The sequence below is a fragment of the Rhodococcus sp. BP-349 genome (assembly GCF_019835845.1).
Classification (GTDB): Bacteria; Actinomycetota; Actinomycetes; order Mycobacteriales; family Mycobacteriaceae; genus Rhodococcoides.
On sequence record NZ_JABUDR010000002.1, the window covers coordinates 782,781 to 804,238 of the forward strand.

Consider the following 21,458-nt stretch of genomic DNA (forward strand, 5'->3'; position numbering starts at 1 on the left):
CGACCGACTCGCCGAGTCGTCGGACGCACCGGCGGTGACGTTCGACGGCACCACGCTCACGTACGCGCAGTTCGCGGCTCGCGTGTTCGCGCTGGCCCGTGAACTCGTGACGCGGGGTGTCGGTCCCGACGTGCACGTGGCCCTGGCGGTACCGCGTTCGCTCGACCTGCTGATCGGGATGTACGCTGTGGTCGCGGCCGGTGGCGCCTATGTGCCTCTCGATCTCGAGCACCCGGCCGAACGAGTCGCGTACGTGCTCGGCAGCGCTCGACCGGCGTTGGTCCTGACGACGTCCGACTCCGGGTTCACGTCTCCGGACGACGACGTTGCGGTGCTCACCATCGATTCGCTCGATGTGAGCGGGCATGCCACCACACCTCTGACCGATGACGACCGTTCGGTACCGCTGCGTCCCGACCACACCGCGTACGTCATCTACACCTCCGGATCGACCGGGCGACCGAAGGGCGTCGCCGTATCGCACCGATCCATCGTGAACCGGCTGGTGTGGATGCAGGACGAGTACTCGTTGACGGCCGACGATGTGGTTCTGCAGAAGACGCCGGCGACGTTCGACGTGTCGGTGTGGGAGTTCTTCTGGGCACTGCAGATCGGTGCTCGGCTCGTCGTCGCGGAGCCCGGCGGGCACCGCGATCCCGCGTACCTCGCCCGTCTCGTCGCCGACGAGCGCGTCACCACAGTGCATTTCGTGCCGTCGATGTTGTCGGTGTTCGTCGCATCGGTGGATGCGGAATCCCTGACGACTCTGCGGTCGGTGTTCGCCAGCGGTGAGGCACTGCCGCCTGCGACAGCGGCGCGACTGACGGCACTGTCGTCGGCCGCACTGCACAATCTGTACGGACCGACGGAAGCCGCTGTCGACGTGACGTATCACCGATACGTCGCCGCCGACACGGACACTGTCCCGATCGGTCGCCCGGTGGCCAACACCTCTGTGCGCGTGCTGAGTTCGCGGCTTCGTCCCGTGCCGCCGAATGTCGCCGGCGAGTTGTACCTGACCGGTGTGCAGTTGGCGCGCGGCTACGTGGGCAGGCCCGACCTGACCGCCGATCGCTTCGTTGCGGACCCGGACGATGCCGGTGCACGCATGTACCGCACCGGAGACCTGGTGCGGCGCCGCCCCGACGGGGAGCTGGAGTACATCGGGCGCACCGACTTCCAGGTGAAGCTCCGTGGGCTGCGCATCGAACTGCCGGAGATCGAGACGGCCCTCACCGATCTCTCCGGCGTGTCCGAAGCGGTGGCGCTGGTCGTGGATGCGGCGAGTGACCAACACCTCGTGGCCTATGTGGTACCCGTGCCCGGCTTCGAGCCGGACGCGGACGCGCTGATCGCTCGTCTCGCGGAGCGTCTGCCCGAGTACATGGTCCCGGACGTGGTGTTGGTGCTGTCCGAGCTGCCGGTGACGAGCAACGGCAAACTGGATCGACGAGCGTTGCCGACGCCCGAGTTCGGCGTGTCCACCGAGGAGTACGTCGCACCGCGAAACGACACCGAACGCGCAGTGGCAGTGGTGTTCTCCGAAGTGGTCGGCTCCGACCGCGTGGGAGCGACCGACTCGTTCTTCGCGATCGGCGGTACCTCGCTCGGGGCGACCCGTGTCGCAGCTCGACTCACGGCGGCACTCGGTGTCGACGTGAGTGTGCGCGAGGTGTTCGATCACCCGACGGTCGCCGAGATCGCTCAGCTGGTCGTCGGTCGTGGTCACACCCGAACCACGCGCCCACCGTTGGAGCCACAGGACCGTGGTGACCGAATTCCGCTGTCACTGGCCCAGTCCCGCATGTGGTTCATCAACCAGTTCGACCCCGACTCACCGGCGTACAACCTGCCCATGGCGGTCCGCCTGACGGGCGACCTGGATGTCGATGCCATGCGAAGTGCTCTGCGCGACGTGCTCGTCCGCCACGAGTCCCTGCGGACAGTCTTCCCCGATTCGGCGGACGGACCTCACCAGATCGTGAGGTCGGCCGACGACGTCGTGCCCGATCTGGTGGACGAGCGCCTGCCCGACGAGAACGCGGTTCTCGCTCGTATGCGAGAACTCGCACTGCGCGGTTTCGACGTCACGTCGGCGGTCCCGCTGCGGGTGGCCCTACTTCGTGTACCTACCGCCGCGGGAACCGTCGAGCACGTTCTGATGCTGGTGGCCCACCACATCAGTGCGGACGGCGCGTCGATGACGCCGCTGTTCACGGATGTGTTCACCGCCTACCTCGCTCGTGTCGCGGGCACCGAGCCGCAGTGGACTCCGCTGGCCGTGCAGTACGCCGACTTCGCGATCTGGCAGCGGCGGGTCCTCGGAGACGAGGCCGATACAGAATCGGTCGCTGCTCGCCAGATCGATTACTGGAGCCGGGCTCTCGACGGGATTCCGGAGGCGATCGATCTTCCGACGGACCGTCCGCGACCGGCTGTGCAGTCGTTGCGTGGCGCGACGCACGGGTTCTCGGTGGATGCCGACACGCACGCCGCGTTGGTGAGCGTCGCCCGCGCTCATGACGTCTCGCTGTTCATGGTGGTCCACGCTGCTCTCTCGGTCCTGCTGGAAAGGCTCTCCGGCAGTGACGATGTCGCGGTCGGGACGCCGGTGGCCGGGCGCGGCGACGCCGATCTCGATCCGCTCGTCGGCATGTTCGTCAACACCCTGGTGCTGCGTGCGTTCGTGGACGCCGACCTCCGGTTCGTCGACCTCTTGGCACAGATCCGCGACACGGATCTGTCGGCGTTCGAGAACTCCGACATTCCGTTCGAGCGGCTGGTCGAGGTTCTGAAGGTGCCGCGGTCCACCGCGCACCAGCCTCTGTTCCAGGTGGCGTTGGCGTTCAACGACAACGAGCGCCCGGACTTCGCGCTGGCAGACCTGGGCATCGCGCCGATCGAGACCTCGTTGGACGTCGCCAAGTTCGACCTCCAGCTCTCCATCGGGGAGACCGTGGACGCGGACGGGCGTCCGGCCGGTCTCGAGGCGTCGTTCGATTACGCCACAGATCTGTTCGACGAGCGCACGATCGCGTCGTTCGCGGCCCGCTTCCACCGCATTCTCGACGCGGTGATCGCGGATCCCACCGCTGTGGTCGGCGACATCGAGATCCTGGACGCGGACGAGCGCAACTCGCTCGCGCCGGTCCGCGGGGCGGACGACGTTCCGAGACGAACGCTCGCCGAACTTCTGACGTCGGGGGCAGCACTTGCCCCGTCGTCCGATGCGGTGTCGTTCCGGGGGACCACTCTCACGTATCGCGAACTCGACGAGGCGTCGACCGTGCTCGCCCGTGACCTGATCGATCGGGGCGTGGGACCCGAGCAGTTCGTCGCCCTGGTCGCGACACGGTCGCGGGAGTCGATCCTCGGTATCTGGGCGGTGGCGAAGGCCGGCGCGGCGTATCTCCCGGTGAACCCCGAGTACCCGGCCGAGCGCATCGAGGAGATGCTGCGTGACTCGGGCGCTGTTCTCGCTCTGACCACCGCCGAACACGGAGCCGTGGTACCGGGCCACATCCGGACGCTCGATCTCACCGGAGCGCTGACCGCGCGGCCCGGTGCGGATCTCTCTCCGATCGCCGACTCGGAACGCGTGACGCCGCTGCGGTACGGGCATCCCGCCTACCTCATCTACACCTCCGGGTCCACGGGTAAGCCGAAGGGCGTGGTGGTCACCCACGCAGGGCTGGCCAACCTCGCCACCGACGTGCGCGAGCACTACGACGTCTCGTCGACGTCGCGGTTCCTGCACGTCGCGTCGCCGAGTTTCGACACCTCGGTCGGTGAACTGTTGGCGTGCTTCACCGCTGGTGCAACGCTCGTGATCGCGCCCGACGACGTCTTCGGCGGCGACGAACTCGCCGCGCTGATCGCAGAGGAGTCCGTGACGAACGTGGTCATGACTCCGACGGCGCTCATGACGGTCGAACCGGCGGGCCTGGACTGCGTGCGCTCGGTGGTCGTCGGCGGTGACGTCTGCCCACCCGAGCTCGTGACACGGTGGTCGGGCAGATTGCGGAACGCTTACGGCCCCACCGAGACGACGGTGATCGCCACGATCACTCCGGCTCTCGTGCACGGAGATCCGGTCACCATCGGTTCACCGCTCCGCGGTGTCAGGTCGTTGATCCTCGACGCCCGACTGCGTCCTGTGCCGAAGGGTGTTCGCGGCGACCTGTATCTCACCGGCCCCGGCCTCGCCCGCGGCTATCACGACCGTCCGAGCGTGACGGCAGAGCGCTTTGTCGCCGACCCGTACGGCGCGCCCGGTTCACGGATGTACCGCACCGGTGACGTGGTCCGCTGGAGCAATGACCACGACGCGCCCACCGATTCCGTCGAATACCTGGGCCGCAGCGATTTCCAGGTCAAGGTCCGTGGATTCCGCGTGGAGCTCGGAGAGATCGACTCCGTCCTGTCCGCAGACGCACGCATCGAGTTCGCCGTCACCGTCGGTGTCGCTGGCCCCACCGGAGACACCGCTCTCGTGTCGTACGTGCTGCCGGCGCCCGGCGCGGCTGTGGACCCCGAGACGATGCGAACGGTAGTGGGAGAACGACTCCCGGCTCACATGGTGCCGTCGGTGGTGATCGTCCTCGACGAGGTTCCGCTGACGCCGATCGGCAAGCTCGACCGCCGTGCACTTCCCGACCCGGACTTTGTCGTCACTTCGGCCGAGTACCGGGCTCCCGGAACGGATCTGGAACGGGCGCTCGCGTCCGTGTTCGCCGAGGTTCTCGGACTCGACGACGTCAGCATCGACGACAGCTTCTTCGAGTTGGGCGGCAACTCGCTCAGCGCGACCCGTGTGGTGTCCCGTGCGGGCGCAGTGGTGGGATCGCGAGTGGGCGTGCGCGAATTGTTCGAGGCACCCACCGTCGCCGAACTCGCGCATGCGTTGGCGGCTCGAGGTGTGGACACTGCGCCGCAGCCTGTGCTGGGTCAGGTCCCGCGCGGCGACCGAGTTCCGCTGTCCCTCGCGCAGTCTCGGATGTGGTTCTTGAACCGGTTCGATCCGAATTCGGCGGCCTACAGCATCCCGCTCGCCGTCAAGATGGTGGGTGCACTCGACGTCGCTGTGCTCGCCGCGGCGGTGAGTGACGTGTTGGAGCGACACGAGTCGCTGCGCACCGTCTACCCCGACACCGACGACGGACCGGTCCAGGTGGTACTGCCCGTCGCGGACGTCGCACCGGATCTGACACCGATCGACGTGACCGAGGACGCACTACCAGGGCACCTGTACGAGATGGCGACGACAGGCTTCGATGTCGCCTCGGCGGTCCCGGTACGGGTTCGGCTGTACTGCACGGAACGTGCCGCGGACGGCACCGGTACGTATGTGCTCGCACTCGTGGTGCACCACGTGTCGGCCGACGGTGAATCGATGGCACCGTTCGTCCGTGACGTCGCGACTGCCTACGTCGCGCGCGCGGCCGGGAACGCTCCGCAATTCGCGCCCATGCCCGTGCAGTACGCGGACTACGCCGTATGGCAACGAGAACTGCTCGGTGACGAGAACGATCCGACGTCGCTGCTGAGCTCGCAGATCTCGTTCTGGCGGCGCGTCCTGGCAGACGTGCCGGGGCAATTGGAACTGCCGACGGATCACCCGCGGCCGCCCGTGCAGTCCCTGCGCGGCAAGCGCGTGGAGTTCGCACTGTCCGCGGAGGCGCATCGTGGACTCGCCGCCGCGGCCCACGCGCACGGTGCGAGTACCTTCATGGCCGTTCACGCAGCATTCGCCATCGTGCTGGCCCGCTTGTCGGGAAGCGACGACATCGTCGTGGGTACGCCGATCGCGGGCCGCGGAGAAGAGGCCCTCGAGGGCGTCGTCGGCATGTTCGTCAACACGCTCGCCCTGCGTACGACCATCGACAGCGGGGCGTCGTTCGACGACGTGCTCGACCATGTCAAGGATGCCGACCTGGCTGCGTTCTCCCACGCGGACGTGCCGTTCGAGCGGCTGGTCGAGGTGCTCAACCCGGAACGTTCCACTGCGCGGCACCCGTTTTTCCAGGTCGGTCTGTCGTTCCAGAACATCCAGCGCGGAGAGCTCGAGCTGCCGGGTCTGCGCATCGAAGCCCTCGACATCGAGGGTGACAACGCCCAATTCGATCTGCACCTGATCCTGTCGGACTTCCACGACGAGAACGGTGTGGAGGCAGGGTTGTCGGCGGTCTTCACCTACGCCACCGACCTCTTCGACGAGTCCACCGTTCGCGACTTCGCGAATCGCCTGGTCAGGCTCGTCGACTCCGTGGTCGAGTCCCGCGCTGCCGCCTCCGATCGGACGGTGGCGGTCGGTGATCTGCCGATGATCTCGGCAGACGAGTATCGCGCGATGGTGTTCGATCGCAACGCCACCGCCGTCGAGCTCCCGGACGCCACACTCGCCGGCCTGCTGGACGACGCCGTGGCGGCATACCCGGATCGTGTGGCCGTGGTGTTCGAGGGCACCGAGACGACCTTCGCCGAGTTGGGGCGTCGGGTGCACTCGGTAGCGGCGGCTCTCGTGGCTCGAGGCCTCGGTACGGAGGACGTGGTCGGTCTGGCCATGCACCGATCCGTGGAACTGCTGGTGGGAATGTACGCGGTCGCTGTCGCGGGAGCGGTGTATCTCCCGATCGATCCCGACCATCCGGCTGACCGGACCGGCTATGTGTTGGACAGCGCGCGGCCGACCGTCGTGCTGACGTCGTCGTCGTACGCGGTCGATCTACCTGTCGGTACGCCGACGCTGTCCATCGACGACGTACCGACGACGGCCGTTCGGGTGCGCGACGGTGATCGGGTGCGACCGCTGCGTCCCGACAACACTGCGTATCTGATCTACACCTCCGGCTCGACGGGGCGCCCCAAGGGCGTCGCCGTCACCCATCGCGCCATCGCGAACCAGCTGCGCTGGAAGCAGTCCGAGTACCCCCTCGGCGGCGACGACGCTGTCCTGCAGCGCACACCGGCCACGTTCGACCTGTCGGTGTGGGAGTTCTGGTGGGCGCCCACTGCGGGGGCGACCCTCGTGGTGGCGAAGCCGGACGGACATCGTGATCCGATCTATCTGGCGGATCTCGTCCACCGGCACAGCATCACCACGGTGCACTTCGTGCCCTCGCTGTTGGCGTCGTTCCTCGCGGTCGCCGATCCTGCGCGGTTGACCTCGTTGCGTCGCATTCTCGCCATCGGTGAAGCGCTCACGCCGGATACCGTCCGGAGGGTGCACGACGTGTTCCCGACCGTCGCGGTGAGCACCGACGTGCTTCCGGTCGAATTGCACAACCTCTACGGGCCCACGGAGGCCGCTGTGTCGATCACCCATCACCCGGTCCCACGCGGCGAGGACGCCGCGCTGTCCACCGTGCCCATCGGACGGCCCGAGTGGAACAGCCGCGTCTACGTTCTGGACGATCGGCTCCACCCCGTTCCGGTGGGTGTCGTCGGCGAGCTGTACCTCGCTGGGGATCAGTTGGCGCGCGGGTACTTCGGCCGCACGGACCTGACCTCGGAGCGCTTCGTCGCCGATCCGTTCGGGTCGAGCGCCGGCCATGCCGGTAGCCGGATGTACCGCACCGGTGACCTGGTGCGGTGGAGCCGCGAGACCGACGCGGCAGGGCGTTCCGAGCTGGTGTACGTGGGACGCAGCGACTTCCAGGTGAAGGTACGCGGCTTCCGGATCGAACTGGAGGAGATCGAACGCGCACTGCTCGCGCACGACGACGTGGACTCCGCCGTGGTGGTCGTCCGCAGCGACGAGCGCACGGGTGACCAATTGGTGGCCTACGTCGTCGCGAGTACCGGTGCGACGATCGACACCCGCGGACTGCTGGACTTCGTCGCTCTGGCCGTTCCCGCGTACATGGTGCCGGCCACTGCGGTCGTGCTCGACGTGATGCCGCTCAACGTGAACGGCAAACTCGATCGCCGTGCGTTGCCGGATCCCGACTTCGAGCTCGCTTCCGGCGAATACCGTGCACCACGCACACCTGTCGAGGAGATCGTTGCATCGGTCTTCGCGGATGTTCTCGGAACCGATCGTGTGAGTACCGGCGACAGCTTCTTCGCTCTGGGCGGTAATTCGCTCAGCGCGACGCGTGTGGTGGCCCGCATCAACGAGGCTCTCGGCGTGAACATCGGTGTGCGCGAACTGTTCGAGGCGCCCACCGTGTCGGGTCTGGCCTCGCGGGCCGAGCACAATGACGGAACTGCCTCGGCACGACCGGTACTGACGTCACGGGTCCGACCCGATCGCATCCCGTTGTCCACTGCACAGTCCCGGATGTGGTTCGTCAACCAGTTCGACACGAACTCCGCGGCGTACAACATCCCCATGGTGATCCGACTGACCGGCACTCTCGACGTGCCGGCCCTTCGGGCGGCGGTCGAGGACGTCATCGTTCGGCACGAGAGCCTGCGGACCTACTACCCGGACGACGGAGACGGTCCGTTCCAGCGCATTCTGACCCCGGACGGCCTGGCCGAACAGGGAGTGCTCGCAGGGGTGGAGGTCGAGGACCTGCCGGACCTCTCGTCGACCCTGGCACGCGTTCACGAACTCGTCACCGGTGGATTCGATGTCTCCCAGCGTGTTCCGGTGCGTGCGGGTCTGCTCAGAGTCGGACACGTCGACGACGCGTCTACCGACGGCCAGCCCGAACACGTACTGGTGCTGGTGGTCCATCACGTGTCGGCCGACGGTGCGTCGATGGCGCCCTTGGCCCGAGATGTCATGCTGGCGTACGGATCACGGGCGAGCGGTGCCGAGCCCGGCTGGACTCCGATGGCGGTGCAGTACGCGGACTACGCCTTGTGGCAGCGTGAACTGCTCGGCGACGAGAACGACCCGGAGTCGCTCGGATCCCGACAACTTGCGTTCTGGACTGCGGAGCTGGACGGCCTACCGGACGTCATCGACCTTCCCACGGACCGCCCACGGCCCGCGCGGCAGTCGATGCGCGGCGCAGATCACAGCTTCCCGATCTCTGCGGAGTTGCAGGCGGCCTTGGACGATCTCGCTCGTCGGCACAACGCGTCACTGTTCATGGTGGTGCATGCCGTGCTGTCCGTGCTGTTGGCGCGGTCGAGCACGACCGACGACATCGCCGTGGGGACGGCGATCGCGGGTCGACCGGACAGCAAGCTCGACGACGTCGTCGGCATGTTCGTCAACACCTTGGTGCTGCGGACGCACGTCGACCCGGCGGAATCCTTCAGGGATCTCCTGTCCCGTGTTCGCTCGGTCGACCTGGCGGCATTCACCCACACCGACATCCCCTTCGAGCGGTTGGTCGAGGTGATGGCGCCGGAACGTTCGACAGCGTTCTCACCCCTTTTCCAGGTGGCACTCGCGCTGCAGAACAACGCGCGACCGCGACTGGAACTCCCGGATCTGACCGTCGAGGGGGTCGACGGAGGCACGGCGACCGCGAAGTTCGATCTGCAGCTCTCGCTGGCCGAGAAGTTCGATGACGACCGGACGCCGGCGGGCATCGATGCTGTGTTCACCTACGCCACGGATCTGTTCGACGAGGCCACCGTCGCGCTCCTCGCCGAGCGGCTGAGGTGGCTCTTCGAGGCGGTCGTGGCCGACCCTACCGTTCCGGTGGGAGACATCGATCTGCTGGGAGTCGAGGAACGCGCCGCCCTGTTGCCCGTGCGAGGACGAACCAGCGCCGAGCCCACGGTGCTGGCGGATCTCCTCACGGCAGCGGTTGCGTCGGATCCGGACAGTGCCGCGGTCACCCTCGACGTCGACACCTTGACCTATCGCATGCTCGACGAGGCTGCAGGCAAGCTTGCCCGTGTTCTCGCGGAACGTGGGGTCCGGAACGAGACCGTCGTGGTGTCCGCACTACCGCGGTCCATCGCCTCGGTGGTGGCGTTCTGGGCAGTGGCCAAGACAGGTGGCGCCGTGGTTCCGGTCGATCCCCGGTACCCGTCCGACCGCATCGAGTACATGGTGACCGATTCGGGTGCACCGATCGGTCTCGCGCTGGCCTCGTCGGCGGCAGTGTTGCCCCCGAGCGTCGAGTGGATTCTGGTGGACGACGACGAGACCGCGGCGGAGATCGAGAACGCCGTACCTCGTCACGCACCCGACCGCCCCACCCGGCTCGACGACGCCGCCTACATGATCTACACCTCCGGGTCGACCGGCCGGCCCAAGGGTGTCGTGGTGACCCATTCGGGGTTGGCGAACGTCGTGGCCGACCAGCGTGACCGAATGGGCCTGACCGAACGTTCTCGCGTACTTCATTTCGCCTCGCCGAGCTTCGACGCGTCCGTGTTCGAGATCCTGATGGCTGTCGCGTCCGCATCGACGATGGTCATCGCTCCGACCTCGATCATCGGCGGCGACGAACTCGTCCATCTGCTCCGCGGTATGCACGTCACCCATGCCTTCGTGACCCCTGCGGCCCTGACGACCATCGATCCGTCCGGCCTGGACGAACTCGAGGTGCTGGCCGTCGCGGGTGAGGCATGTCCTCCCGAGGTCATGCGCCGATGGGCTCCCGGTCGACGGATGTTCAATCTGTACGGCCCCAGTGAAGCGACGATCTGGAGCACGTCGTCCCTACCGATGTCACCGGACCGTCCTGTCACCATCGGTGGACCGACCCGAGGTGTGGACCTCGCGGTACTCGACGAACGTCTGCAGCCGGTTCCGCGCGGCGTGCCCGGCGAGCTCTACATCGCCGGACCGTCCGTCGCCCGCGGCTATCACCGTCGCACGTCACTGACGGCCGAGCGCTTCGTCGCGGCTCCGTTCGGTGCGACCGGATCCAGGATGTATCGCACCGGCGACGTGGTGCGGTGGGTCGATCATCGCGAGAATTCCGAGATCGAGGCCGATCTGGAATACGTCGGCCGTAGCGATTTCCAGGTCAAGGTGCGCGGTTTCCGTATCGAGCTCGGTGAGATCGACGCGTCCCTCGGCCGTCACGAGAAGGTCGACTTCGCTGTCACGGTCGGACACAGACGTGCGCACACCGGACAGACGGTGCTGGTGTCCTACGTCCTCCCTGTCCGCGGTGCGACCGTGGACGTTTCGGAACTGTCCGAACACGTGGGAGCGTCGTTACCGGGATACATGGTTCCGTCGGCCATCGTCGTTCTCGACGACGTGCCCCTGACCCCGGCCGGCAAGTTGGACCGTCGCGCGTTGCCCGAACCTGTCTTCACGACGTCCATGGACGACTACCGTGCGCCGGCGACTCCGATGGAGGAGGTCATCGCCGCCCTGTTCGCCGAAGTTCTCGGCGTGGAGAGAGTGGGAGTCGACGACTCCTTCTTCGGTCTCGGTGGCGACAGCATCGTCTCAATCCAGCTCGTCACGAGGGCGAAGGCAGCGGGTGTGCTGTTCCGCGCCCGGGACGTCTTCGAGCGACGAACCGTCGCCGCTCTCGCCGAAGTCGCGCACCGCGCGGACGACGTGGCCGCGGGCGAGACACTGCCGGAGTTGGACGGTGGCGGAGTGGGCACCATGCCGCTGACTCCGATCATGCGGTGGCTGGTCGACACCCGCCGGGAGTACGCCCGTTTCTCCCAGGCGGTGTTCCTCACGCTCCCGGACGGAGTCCGATCGGACCTTCTCGAGCAGACGATCGCTGCCGTGCTGGACCGGCACGATCAGTTGCGTGCTCGGTTGCTGTCCGACAAGTCCGCCCTCGACATCGCACCCGTCGGTTCCGTGGACGCCGCGTCCGTGCTCACCAGGATCGACATGGACGCGGAACCCGGAAGCGACGCCTTCGTCGCGGCGGCCGAGGCCGAACTCGAACGCGCTGCATCCCGGCTGTCGCCCGAACAGGGCCGCATGGTGCAGATCGTGTGGTTCGGTTCCGAGACGCCGGGTGCGGATCGCCTGCTCGTCCTGATCCATCACCTGGTGGTGGACGGAGTGTCCTGGCGAGTGCTGATTCCGGACTTCGCCACCGCGTGGGCTCAGCTCTCGTCGGGTTCGGCGGCCGATCTCCCCGACGTCCGGACGTCCATGCGAACGTGGGCGCACGCACAGGTGGCGGAGGCTGCCTCGGCGTCTCGTATCGTCGAGTCGGACCACTGGCGGGGCGTACTCGCCGATGCCGGACCGCGTCTCGGCGCGCGCGCGCTCGATCCGGACATCGACGTGGTGGCGACGGTGCGGCGCTTCGAGATCGAACTTCCGGTCGAGGTGACCGAGGCCCTGCTCAGCGCGCTTCCCGAGGCGTACCGCGGGGGAGTGAACGATTCGCTTCTCACGGCCCTGACGTTGGCCGTGGCCGCGTGGCGTCGCGAACGAGGAATCGACACGGGAGCGCTGACCATCGATCTCGAGGGACACGGCCGTGAGGAAGATGCGGTGGGTCGCTCGGCGGAACTCGGCCGCACGGTCGGGTGGTTCACCTCGCTCTACCCGGTTCGGCTCGACGTGTCCGAGGTGGACCTGGACGACGCACTGGCCGGTGGTCCGAGTGCGGGCGCCGCTCTCAAGGCGGTCAAGGAGCAGTTGCTGTCCGTTCCTGATCGCGGTATCGGATTCGGGATGTTGCGTTACCTCGAGCCCGAGACGGCAGCACTTCTCGCGGAATCGCCTGCGCCCGAGATCGGCTTCAACTACCTGGGCCGGGTGTCCGGTCCCTCGGGTGCCGAAGCCGGTGAGTTCGCGTCCTTCGGATGGCAGCCCGCGTCCGACGGGGGCCGGCTCGGCGGTGCCCAGGATCCCGGCATGGTCGTGCCTGCCGTGCTGTCGATCAACGCGGCCACCGACGACACGCCGGCGGGTCCTGTGCTCACGGCGTCCTTCGCACACGCGTCGGACATCATGCCGGCCAGTGATGCGCGCCGCCTGTCGGATCTGTTCGTCGACGCCGCCACCGCGCTCGCTCGTCACGCAGGACGCTCGGACGCCGGAGGACTCACTCCGTCCGACGTGCCGCTGGTCGACGTGACGCAGCCCGTGCTCGATCGTCTCGAGCATCGGTATCCGTCGCTTGCGGACGTGTGGTCGCTGGCTCCGCTCCAGGAAGGAATGCTCTTTCATTCCGTGTTGGCGGAGGGTGCCGGTCTCGGCGACGCGTCGACGGACGTGTACACCGCTCAGGTTGCCCTGCGGCTGAGGGGGACGGTGGACACCGATCGCATGCGTACTGCCGCAGCGGCCTTGATCCGACGTCACCCTCACCTTCGCGCAGGTTTCGTGACCGACCCGACCGGTGTCGCCGTCCAGGTCGTCGTGGACGACGTGGATCTGGACTTCCGTACCGTCGATCTGACGGGTGACGAACCAGCCTCCGTCGACGAGACGGTTGCGGTTTTGCTGCGCGAGCACCGAGTCGCGCGGTTCGATCTCGGCAGGCCGCCGTTGATGCGATTCCTGATGATCGCGACGGGCCCGTCCTCGTACGTGTTCGCCGTGAGCAACCACCACATCCTGCTCGACGGTTGGTCGATGCCGCTGATGCTCAAGGATCTGATCGTGCTCTACGCGGCGCGGGGGGATGCGTCGGTTCTGCCGCGAGTGCGTCCGTACCGCGACTTCCTGTCGTGGCTGTCCGAGCGTGACTTCGACTCCGCGCGGACGGCGTGGGTGCACGCCTTGGACGGACTGGACCAGCCGACGCAACTGTTGCCGGACCTGTCGGCGACTGCGACCGACGAGATCGTGTCGGTCGAGCACGAGGTCCGACTGGGCTCCGGTGTCAGCGATGCGCTGGCACACATCGCCCGCGAGCGTGGCGTGACCATGAACACGATCGTTCAGGCTGCGTGGGGCATTCTGCTGGCCCACACGGTTGCGTCCGAGGACGTCGTCTTCGGCGCTACCGTGTCCGGCCGCCCGCCCGAGATCAACGGCATCGAGTCCATGCTCGGACTCTTCATCACCACTATTCCAGTCCGGGTGCGTCTCGATCCCGACGAGTCGGTGCACTCTCTGCTCGAACGTCTGCAGTCCGAGCAGGCCGACTTGATCGAGCATCACTACCTGGGGCTTCCGAAGATCCAGCACGCAGTCGGTATCGGGGGGCTGTTCGACACCCTGACGGTGTTCGAGTCGTACCCGATCGACAGTGCGGGTATCGACGAGACGACCGACATCGACGGCATGACGTTCGCCGGAGCAGATGTCGAGGACGCCTCTCACTACCCGTTGACTGTGTTGGCCCACACCGACACCGCCTTGCACCTGACACTGAAGTACATGCCGACGGCGTTCGATGCCGATCAGATCTCGGCGATCGCGGACCGGCTGTCCCGCATTCTCGACGCGGTGGCGACTCGAGGATCGGCCTCGGTCGGAAAGATCGACATCCTTTCCGAGTCCGAGCGTGCAGCCGTGCTCGTGGAGTGGAACGACACCGCGCACGCGGTTCCCGACACGACTGTGGCGGCATTGCTCCGGGAACGGGCACTCCGTTCCCCGGACGCCGTCGCGTTCGAATTCGCGGGCGAGTCGATGACTTTCGGCCGTTTCCACGCTCGTGTGAATCAGATGGCGCGTGGACTGATCGAGCTCGGTGTCGGACCCGACGACCGTGTCGGTGTCGCGCTACCGAGGTCCTTCGACCTCCAGGTCACTCTCAACGCGGTTCTCGCGGCGGGAGCGGCCTACGTACCGATCGACCTCGACAATCCCGAGGCCAGAATCCAGGCAGTGGTCGCTGCCTCGGCACCGCGGTGTGTCGTTGCCGTCTCCGATGAGTCGTCGTTCGGCGCCGTGGAGTCGGTGACGGTGTCCTCGCTCGCCGACGGTCGGTCGGAGGCTCCGGTCACCGATGTCGAACGCCGTGGCGCCGTGAGGTCCGATTCGCTCGCCTACGTGTTGTTCACGTCGGGGTCGACCGGTGTTCCCAAGGGCGTCGAGGTGACACATGGCGCGCTGGTCAACCAGGTGCTGTGGCTGATCGAGACGTACGAGCTCACGGATTCGGACGTGCTGCTGCAGAAGACGCCGTTCACCTTCGACGCGTCGGTGTGGGAGCTGTTCGCGCCCGCTCTGGTCGGCGCGCGCACCGTCATCGCCGAACCCGACGGCCACCGCGATCCTTCCTACATGGCCCGCGTCGTCGCCGATCACGGGATCACGGTGGTGCAGTTCGTTCCGTCCGTGCTGTCGCTCTTCGCCGACGCTGCCGAGGTTCTCGGCGGCGATGCGCTGCGCACCTTGCGGGCGGTGTTCTCCGGCGGTGAGGCTCTCACGTCCTCGCTGGTCGAACGTGTCCGGAAGGAAACCGACGCCAGGATCGTCAACCTCTACGGTCCTACCGAGGTCACCGTCGACGCCACGTCGTACGAGGTGATCGACAGGGACTCTCACCGCGCTGCCCTGCCGATAGGTTCACCGGCCTGGAACGTCACGGCGAAGGTGCTCGACCACCGGTTCCGGCCGGTTGCCGTCGGAGCAGCCGGCGAGCTCTATCTCGCCGGTGATCAGCTCGCGCGCGGATACGCATCCCGCGCCGACCTGACATCGGAGCGATTCGTCGCCGATCCGTACGGTCCCGAGGGTTCGCGCATGTATCGCACCGGTGACCTGGTTCGGTGGACGACCGACGGCGAACTCGACTTCGTCGGTCGTGTCGACTTCCAGGTAAAGCTCCGTGGTCTCCGTATCGAGCTCGAAGAAGTCGAGGTGGCCCTCTCGGCGAACCCCGATGTCGCGAGCGCGGCCGCGGTGGTGCACGAGATCGGATCGAGAAGTGTGTTGGTCGGGTACGTCGTCCCACGCCCGGGCATCACCCTGGCTCCCGAGACGGTCACCGATGCAGCACGCCGCGTTCTGCCCGGCTACATGGTGCCGGACGTGGTGACGATCATGGAATCGTTCCCGGCGACGTCCAGCGGCAAGACGGATCGGCGTGCACTCCCGGCTCCGGAGATGCTCTCCAGCTCCTACCGCGAGCCGTCGACGCCGACGGAGATCGCCGTGGCGGAGGTCGTCGCCGAGGTGCTGGGTATCGAGCGCGTCGGTGCGGACGACTCGTTCTTCGGTCTCGGTGGCGACAGCATCGTGTCGATGCAGTTGGTGGCACGGGCCCGCGCTGCCGGTCTCGCCTTCACCGCGAGGGACGTGTTCGAACTTCGCACAGTCGCGGCGATCGCCGCTGCGGTCGACGGTCGAGCCGGCACCTCGCAGCAGGAGAGCGACACGGCAGGAACGGGATCGGCGCCGCTGTCTCCGGTCGCCGAGAAGATGGTCGCCCGCGGGGGTGATTGGTCCGGATTCGTGATGCCGTTGATGCTCACCTTGCCGGCCGGTCTCACGCGGAGCAGTCTCGTCGACGTCCTCGGGTCGGTCGTCGATCGGCACGACGTGCTCCGGGCGCGGATGGACGTCGAAGGGCACGCCCTCGAGATTCCTCCGGCGTCCGAGTTCGATGTCACGGCGCGAGTGCGGAAGATCGCCCTCCCGATCGGCTCTGAGCCGGGGACGAGCGGTTACGACGGTGCGTTGCGCGACGAGTTCGACGACGCGTTGCGTCGCGTCGACCCGACGGCGGACACCATGCTGCAGTTCCTGTGGTTCGCGCCGGAAGACGATGCGGTAGGAGGGCGACTGCTGATCCTCCCTCACCACCTGGTGGTCGACTCGGTGTCCTGGCGAATACTGGTGACCGATCTGGTGACTGCAGGAATGGCAGTGTCCGGTGGACAGCCGCCGTCGCCTGCGCCCGTGGACACCTCCTGGCGAACGTGGAGCACGGAGTTGGTGGAACGCGCCTCGGGCCGTCGGGCGGAGCTCGAGTACTGGCGTCGAGTGTTGGATACACCGGACCCCGCTCTGGGACGTCGTCGTCTCGACCTTTCCGTCGACACCGGGGATCGACTGTCCCGCACCACGGTCGTCGTTCCGGATGCGATTTCGGAGACCCTGCTCGCTCCTGCGGCCGACGGGTCCGTGACCACCGCGGAGCTCCTGGTGGCAGCGTTGTCCGTCGCGGTCGCCGCCTGGCGTGCCGAGCGGGGAATGGACGGATCTGCACCGCTGCTGACGCTCGAAGGTCACGGCCGCGAGGAGGTCGTCGTACCGGGATCCGACCTTTCGCGCACCGTCGGCTGGTTCACCACGATGTATCCCGCGCGAGTCGATCTCGAGGGTCTCGACGCAGCGGACGTGATCGAGGGGAAGGTCTCGGTACGCGAGGTGCTCTCGCGAACACGCGCGGCACTCTCTGCCGTTCCGGACCACGGAATCGGCTACGGAATGCTCCGCTACCTCGATCCGGAATCGGCCGAGATCCTCGGCTCGTACTCGGAGCCGCAGATCGTCTTCAACTACATCGGTCGCGTCGCCGAGACAGCCGTTCCCGAGGAGTTCCGCGGCTCGGCGTGGTTGCCGGACTTCGACACGCCCGACCTGACCGATGTCGCTCGCAACAGGATGCCGGCGCAGGCGGAACTCGACATCCAGTCGATGGCCGAGTCGGACGAGGACGGTTCGCGCATCAAGGCGTTCTTGTCGTACCCACCCGACATCTTCGACGAGCACGACGTCGCGTCACTCGTCGACAGGTGGCTCGATGCCTTGGCCGCCCTGGCGCGACGGGAGTGAGAAGTATCGAGGTCAGCGCGACGCGTCGTAGGGGAGCACGCGTTGTGGGTGATCGGAGATCAGCTGAGAGAGAGAGTAACGCCTGCTCGCAGGTTGCCACGCTCTGACCGGAAGCCAGAAGAGGAGATGCAGGAGACGCATCGTGCGCACCGAGGCCCGAGATTTCGCGGCCTCGGTGTGCATGCCCCGCGCCGCGTAGGTGGCGGGCATGTACTCGACGAACTTCTTGTACTCGGACACGCTGGAGAGCATCCTCCGACCGGATGCGCTGATCTCCATTCCCGGGATCAGCACGGACTTCTGTCCCGCGTCCGACACACAGAGGGTTATGTCGAGGTCGTCGAAGATCCCCGGGATGTCGAGCAACTCCGAGCGGATGAGTGTCCACGTGGACCGTCGGATCGCCATGTTGGCTCCGAACAGGGTCGGCACCTCGAGCGGACCGTCGCCGTCATGACGTAACCCGATGTCCAGGAACAGCTTGTGCAGTCGTTGCAACGGCATGTCGTACTGATCGAACCGCCCGGTTCCGGCGCCGATGTCCGGCGCGGCCTCTGCGAAGAATTCTCTGATGGTCCGAGCCCAGCCGGGCTTGGCGCGGGCATCGGCGTCGAGGCGACAGATGATGTCTCCGTCAGCGGCGTCGAACCCGGCATTGCGGGCCATCACGACGCCCGGACGTGGTTCGAACACGACGCGAACTGCCGGCATCCGGCTCGCGAGTTCGGCCAGGATTCGGCCGGTACCGTCCGTGGACGCGTTGTCGACCATGATGATCTCGTGGAACTCGCTCAGCTGGTCACGGATCGACTCGATCAGGTACCCGATGGTGTCCTCTTCGTTGAACGCCGGGACGACAAGCGACAGAGTAGGAAGATCCATGCGGCGACACTACGTCAGTGAACGGACCGAGTTCGTCGGTCGTCCGGTCGTCGTACGGGCAGAGGACAGACCCTGAACGCGGGGCCGTGCACGGGCGTGGTGCGCTCTCACGTGGAACTCACGACGTCGATCATGCGCAGCGTCTCCTCGACGACGAGGCGGGGTTCCGTCAGTTGGATGTCGTGGCTGGAACTGGTCGCGACCACATGCCGACCGCCCGCTGCCTCGGCGATGTCATGGTGAGCCCGGTAGAGGAAATCGTCTGCACGGGGCTCGGATCCACCGTTGCGATCGGCAGTGATCTCCGTGAGCGGAACTCGGGGAAAGTGAGGCCCCGTCGCCTCGAGCCGCTTCACGCCGGGAATCATCTGCTTCCACTCGGCGAGCGCGGTACGGGCCGCGCGCACGGTGCCCGATTCGTCGACGGCTTCGCGGAGTGCAGACCCCGTCAACCTGCGGAAGTACGTTCGGCGGTGTGCCGCCGAGAGGAGACCTACCCGCGCGAGTGCAACCTGTGCACGATAGAACGCAGTCGCTCCACCCATCGATCGGTCGATCAGGGTCGCCCCGGCGATCTCGGGCACCTCGTCCACGAGCACGACGCCCTTGACCTTCTCGGGTCTCGCGAGTGCTGCTCTACGGACGATCGGTCCGCCGTAGCTGTGACCCACCAGAATGCACGGAGTGTCGACGACATCGTCGAGCACCTGAAGATGGTCCGTCAGGAGCGCCTCGAACGTTCGGGGTTCGGGGGCGGGGTCGCTTCGGCCGTATCCCGCGCGGTCGTACACGACCGTCCGGGCCGAGTCGGTGAGTTGCGGTTGGACGAGTGACCAGGTCGATCGAGACTTGCCGAGTCCGGCTTCGAAGAGCACGGTGATTCCACCGTCACCTGCGGTGCAGTAGTGCATTCGACCGTGGCCCGTCGCTCTCGGGAGGTAGCGCGATCGGCCCAGTGCGCTGTGTTCTGACACGAGTTCACCTGATCTTCGATACGAGATGGTGCGCCGACCCGATCATCGCGCCTGACGAGTGAACGAGATTCGAGGTGCGTCGCGCTTCTTTGCTGAAAACATACCGCTGAGTTCGAAACGGCCGGTACGAGGGTTCCATGCCCGGAAGGGCACCCACATCGCGAGGTAGAACGCGATGCCCGCCGAGCTGCCGACCGCCGCTCCGACGGCGCCCCACCTGGAACCGTGCGCGAGGTAGGTACGAGGACCCGCCGCGTAGTAGGCCAGGAAATCGCGGAGCGGTGTCAGGTACCGCCGGCCCGATGTCGTGACCGACATGCCGGGAACCAACCCGATCTGTACCCCGGTCTCTCGGAGGCAGATCGACAGGTCCACGTCCTCGTGAACATCGGAGCGGCTGGTCAGATCACCTTTGACCGACTCCCACGCTTCGGTCGTCAACACCATGTTGAGACCGATCATCTCGGGTGTGCGTACCGGATTGTCGCGATTGGTTCGTGCGCGAATCTTCTCTGTCACCCGGCGTTGTGCGGCTCGAAACGGGCGTTGGAACGGCAGGTCGTGGAAATAGCTGAATCCGCTGCCGCCGCCGAATTCCGGACCGACCCTGGTGAAGAAGTCCACGATCGCCGGGGCCCATCCCGGCTGGACGACGGTATCGGCGTCGATACGTGCCACGAGTGACCCCGACGCGGCGTCGAAACCGGCGTTACGTGCAGCGATGACCCCTGGAGTTGTTTCGGAGACCACTCGCACGCTGTCGTGCTCGCGCGCCAGATCGTCGACGATCCGGCGGGTGTCATCGTCCGACGCGTTGTCGACGACAATAATTTCGTGAATTGCATCACTCTGCACCAACAGTGCGTGCAGGCACTCTTCTATCGAGCTCTCCTCGTTGTGCGCCGGAATGACGACCGATAGTGAATGAACCATACTTTCGACTCAACACGATAAACGGATTTCGTGCCACCCGCATCAATGCTGAATAAACGCAATTAATGGGCGCAGAGCCGGTTTCGAACGACTTACTCGGTCGCGCAGCGAAGAGGGGTCTGCTCTGCGTACGCAGGGTCCAGTCCGCGCAGTGTCAGCCAGAGCGCGCCGGGATCGGTCGTCAATGCTGTGTGATCGACGTCGGCACCGGGACAGACGTCCTGCACCCACATGTTCTCGACCCGGGCACCGGGTCCTGCGGCCAGGAACGTGTTCTCGGGGGGCGTCGACACCGTGTCGTCCCGACTGGCGACGACTGTGTAGTCGATGCCGGGGAGGGTGTCACCGCCGGCATTGAGGACCTCGAGGAACGGCGAGCCGGCCATCTGCTGCACTGCCGACGGTCCGACGGCCGCCGCGGCCGCGGCCTGGATCGGGAACCCCCATGCCTCCGCTACCTTGCCCAGGAGTTGCTTCTCGGCGTAGGACGTACCGTGGTTCGTGGCGCCGAGCGTCACCAGGTGGTCGACCTTGTTCTGCGACGGTTCGAGCAGATCGGCTCCGCCCTCGAACTTCAGGTACTGGCGAGCGAGGGTGCCTCCCTGGGAGTGGCCGACGATGTCGACCCGAGCGGCACCCGTTCGCTCCCGCACGGCGTCGACGAAGGCTGCGAGCTCGATCGCCGAGTGACGGATGTCGGCACCTCCCCACAGTCCGAGGAGGTTGTCGGGTTCCAACAGTGCACGTTGCCCGTAGTTGATGGCGTAGACGCAGTACCCCTCGTCGGCGAGTGCAGGCGCGAGTGTCGCCCACGTGCTCGCGGCGTCCGCCCAGGTCCCGTGGACGAGGATCACCGGGTCGGGGCGCTCGGCCGACGGAACGCAGGACGGGTCGTTCGCACCGGGGACGTCGAGCGCCGCGCCCGCGAGGGGCGGCGCGGTAGCTGGCTCTGCAGAAGCGGTGCCGCCCCCGAGGATCATCGTCGCTGCCAGGGTTGCCGACGACAGCAACGACAAGGCTCGACCCGTCATGGTGGTGTTCTCCGTTTCCCTGAGCTCCGAAAAAGGTGAGATGCGAGCGTGATGTTACAGAAGTGACAAGAGTGAACTGCACTCGTTCGCTACCGACGCTACCTG

5 protein-coding genes (1 of these 5 only partly in view) are annotated in these 21,458 nt (G+C 66.6%); 1 reads left to right on the top strand and 4 read right to left on the bottom strand.

Annotated features, from left to right (window positions below):
* A protein-coding gene (locus HQ325_RS14160; RefSeq protein WP_261778172.1) for a non-ribosomal peptide synthase/polyketide synthase crosses the window boundary here: on the top strand, positions 1–17,533 show its 3' portion. Its footprint begins 16,388 nt before the window's first position; the window shows 17,533 of its 33,921 coding nt (coding positions 16,389–33,921); its start codon lies beyond the left edge, outside the window; its stop codon occupies positions 17,531–17,533.
* Between the two features lie 12 nt (positions 17,534–17,545).
* On the opposite strand, the gene HQ325_RS14165 is transcribed toward HQ325_RS14160, so the two are convergent.
* The 4 genes from HQ325_RS14165 to HQ325_RS14180 form a co-directional block, all read right to left on the bottom strand.
* On the bottom strand, positions 17,546–18,415 hold the full coding sequence (locus HQ325_RS14165) for a glycosyltransferase family 2 protein (protein WP_222630444.1): 870 nt from the start codon (positions 18,413–18,415) through the stop codon (positions 17,546–17,548).
* Positions 18,416–18,522: 107 nt separating this feature from the next.
* Positions 18,523–19,389 (bottom strand): alpha/beta fold hydrolase, encoded by an 867-nt coding sequence (locus HQ325_RS14170; protein WP_308014438.1) that lies wholly within the window; start codon positions 19,387–19,389, stop codon positions 18,523–18,525.
* A 42-nt stretch (positions 19,390–19,431) separates the two neighbouring features.
* The gene (locus tag HQ325_RS14175) at positions 19,432–20,322 is read right to left on the bottom strand and encodes a glycosyltransferase family 2 protein (RefSeq protein ID WP_222630445.1); all 891 of its coding nucleotides are present in this window, start codon (positions 20,320–20,322) and stop codon (positions 19,432–19,434) included.
* Positions 20,323–20,414: 92 nt separating this feature from the next.
* Positions 20,415–21,353 (bottom strand): triacylglycerol lipase, encoded by a 939-nt coding sequence (locus HQ325_RS14180; RefSeq protein WP_222630446.1) that lies wholly within the window; start codon positions 21,351–21,353, stop codon positions 20,415–20,417.
* Positions 21,354–21,458: the final 105 nt, after the last annotated feature.

Excerpts from the sequence above, each read along its gene's own strand:
- HQ325_RS14180 (WP_222630446.1), bottom strand. The coding sequence starts at position 21,353 with ATGACGGGTCGAGCCTTGTCGTTGCTGTCGTCGGCAACCCTGGCAGCG.
- HQ325_RS14165 (WP_222630444.1), bottom strand. The coding sequence starts at position 18,415 with ATGGATCTTCCTACTCTGTCGCTTGTCGTCCCGGCGTTCAACGAAGAG.
- HQ325_RS14175 (WP_222630445.1), bottom strand. The coding sequence starts at position 20,322 with ATGGTTCATTCACTATCGGTCGTCATTCCGGCGCACAACGAGGAGAGC.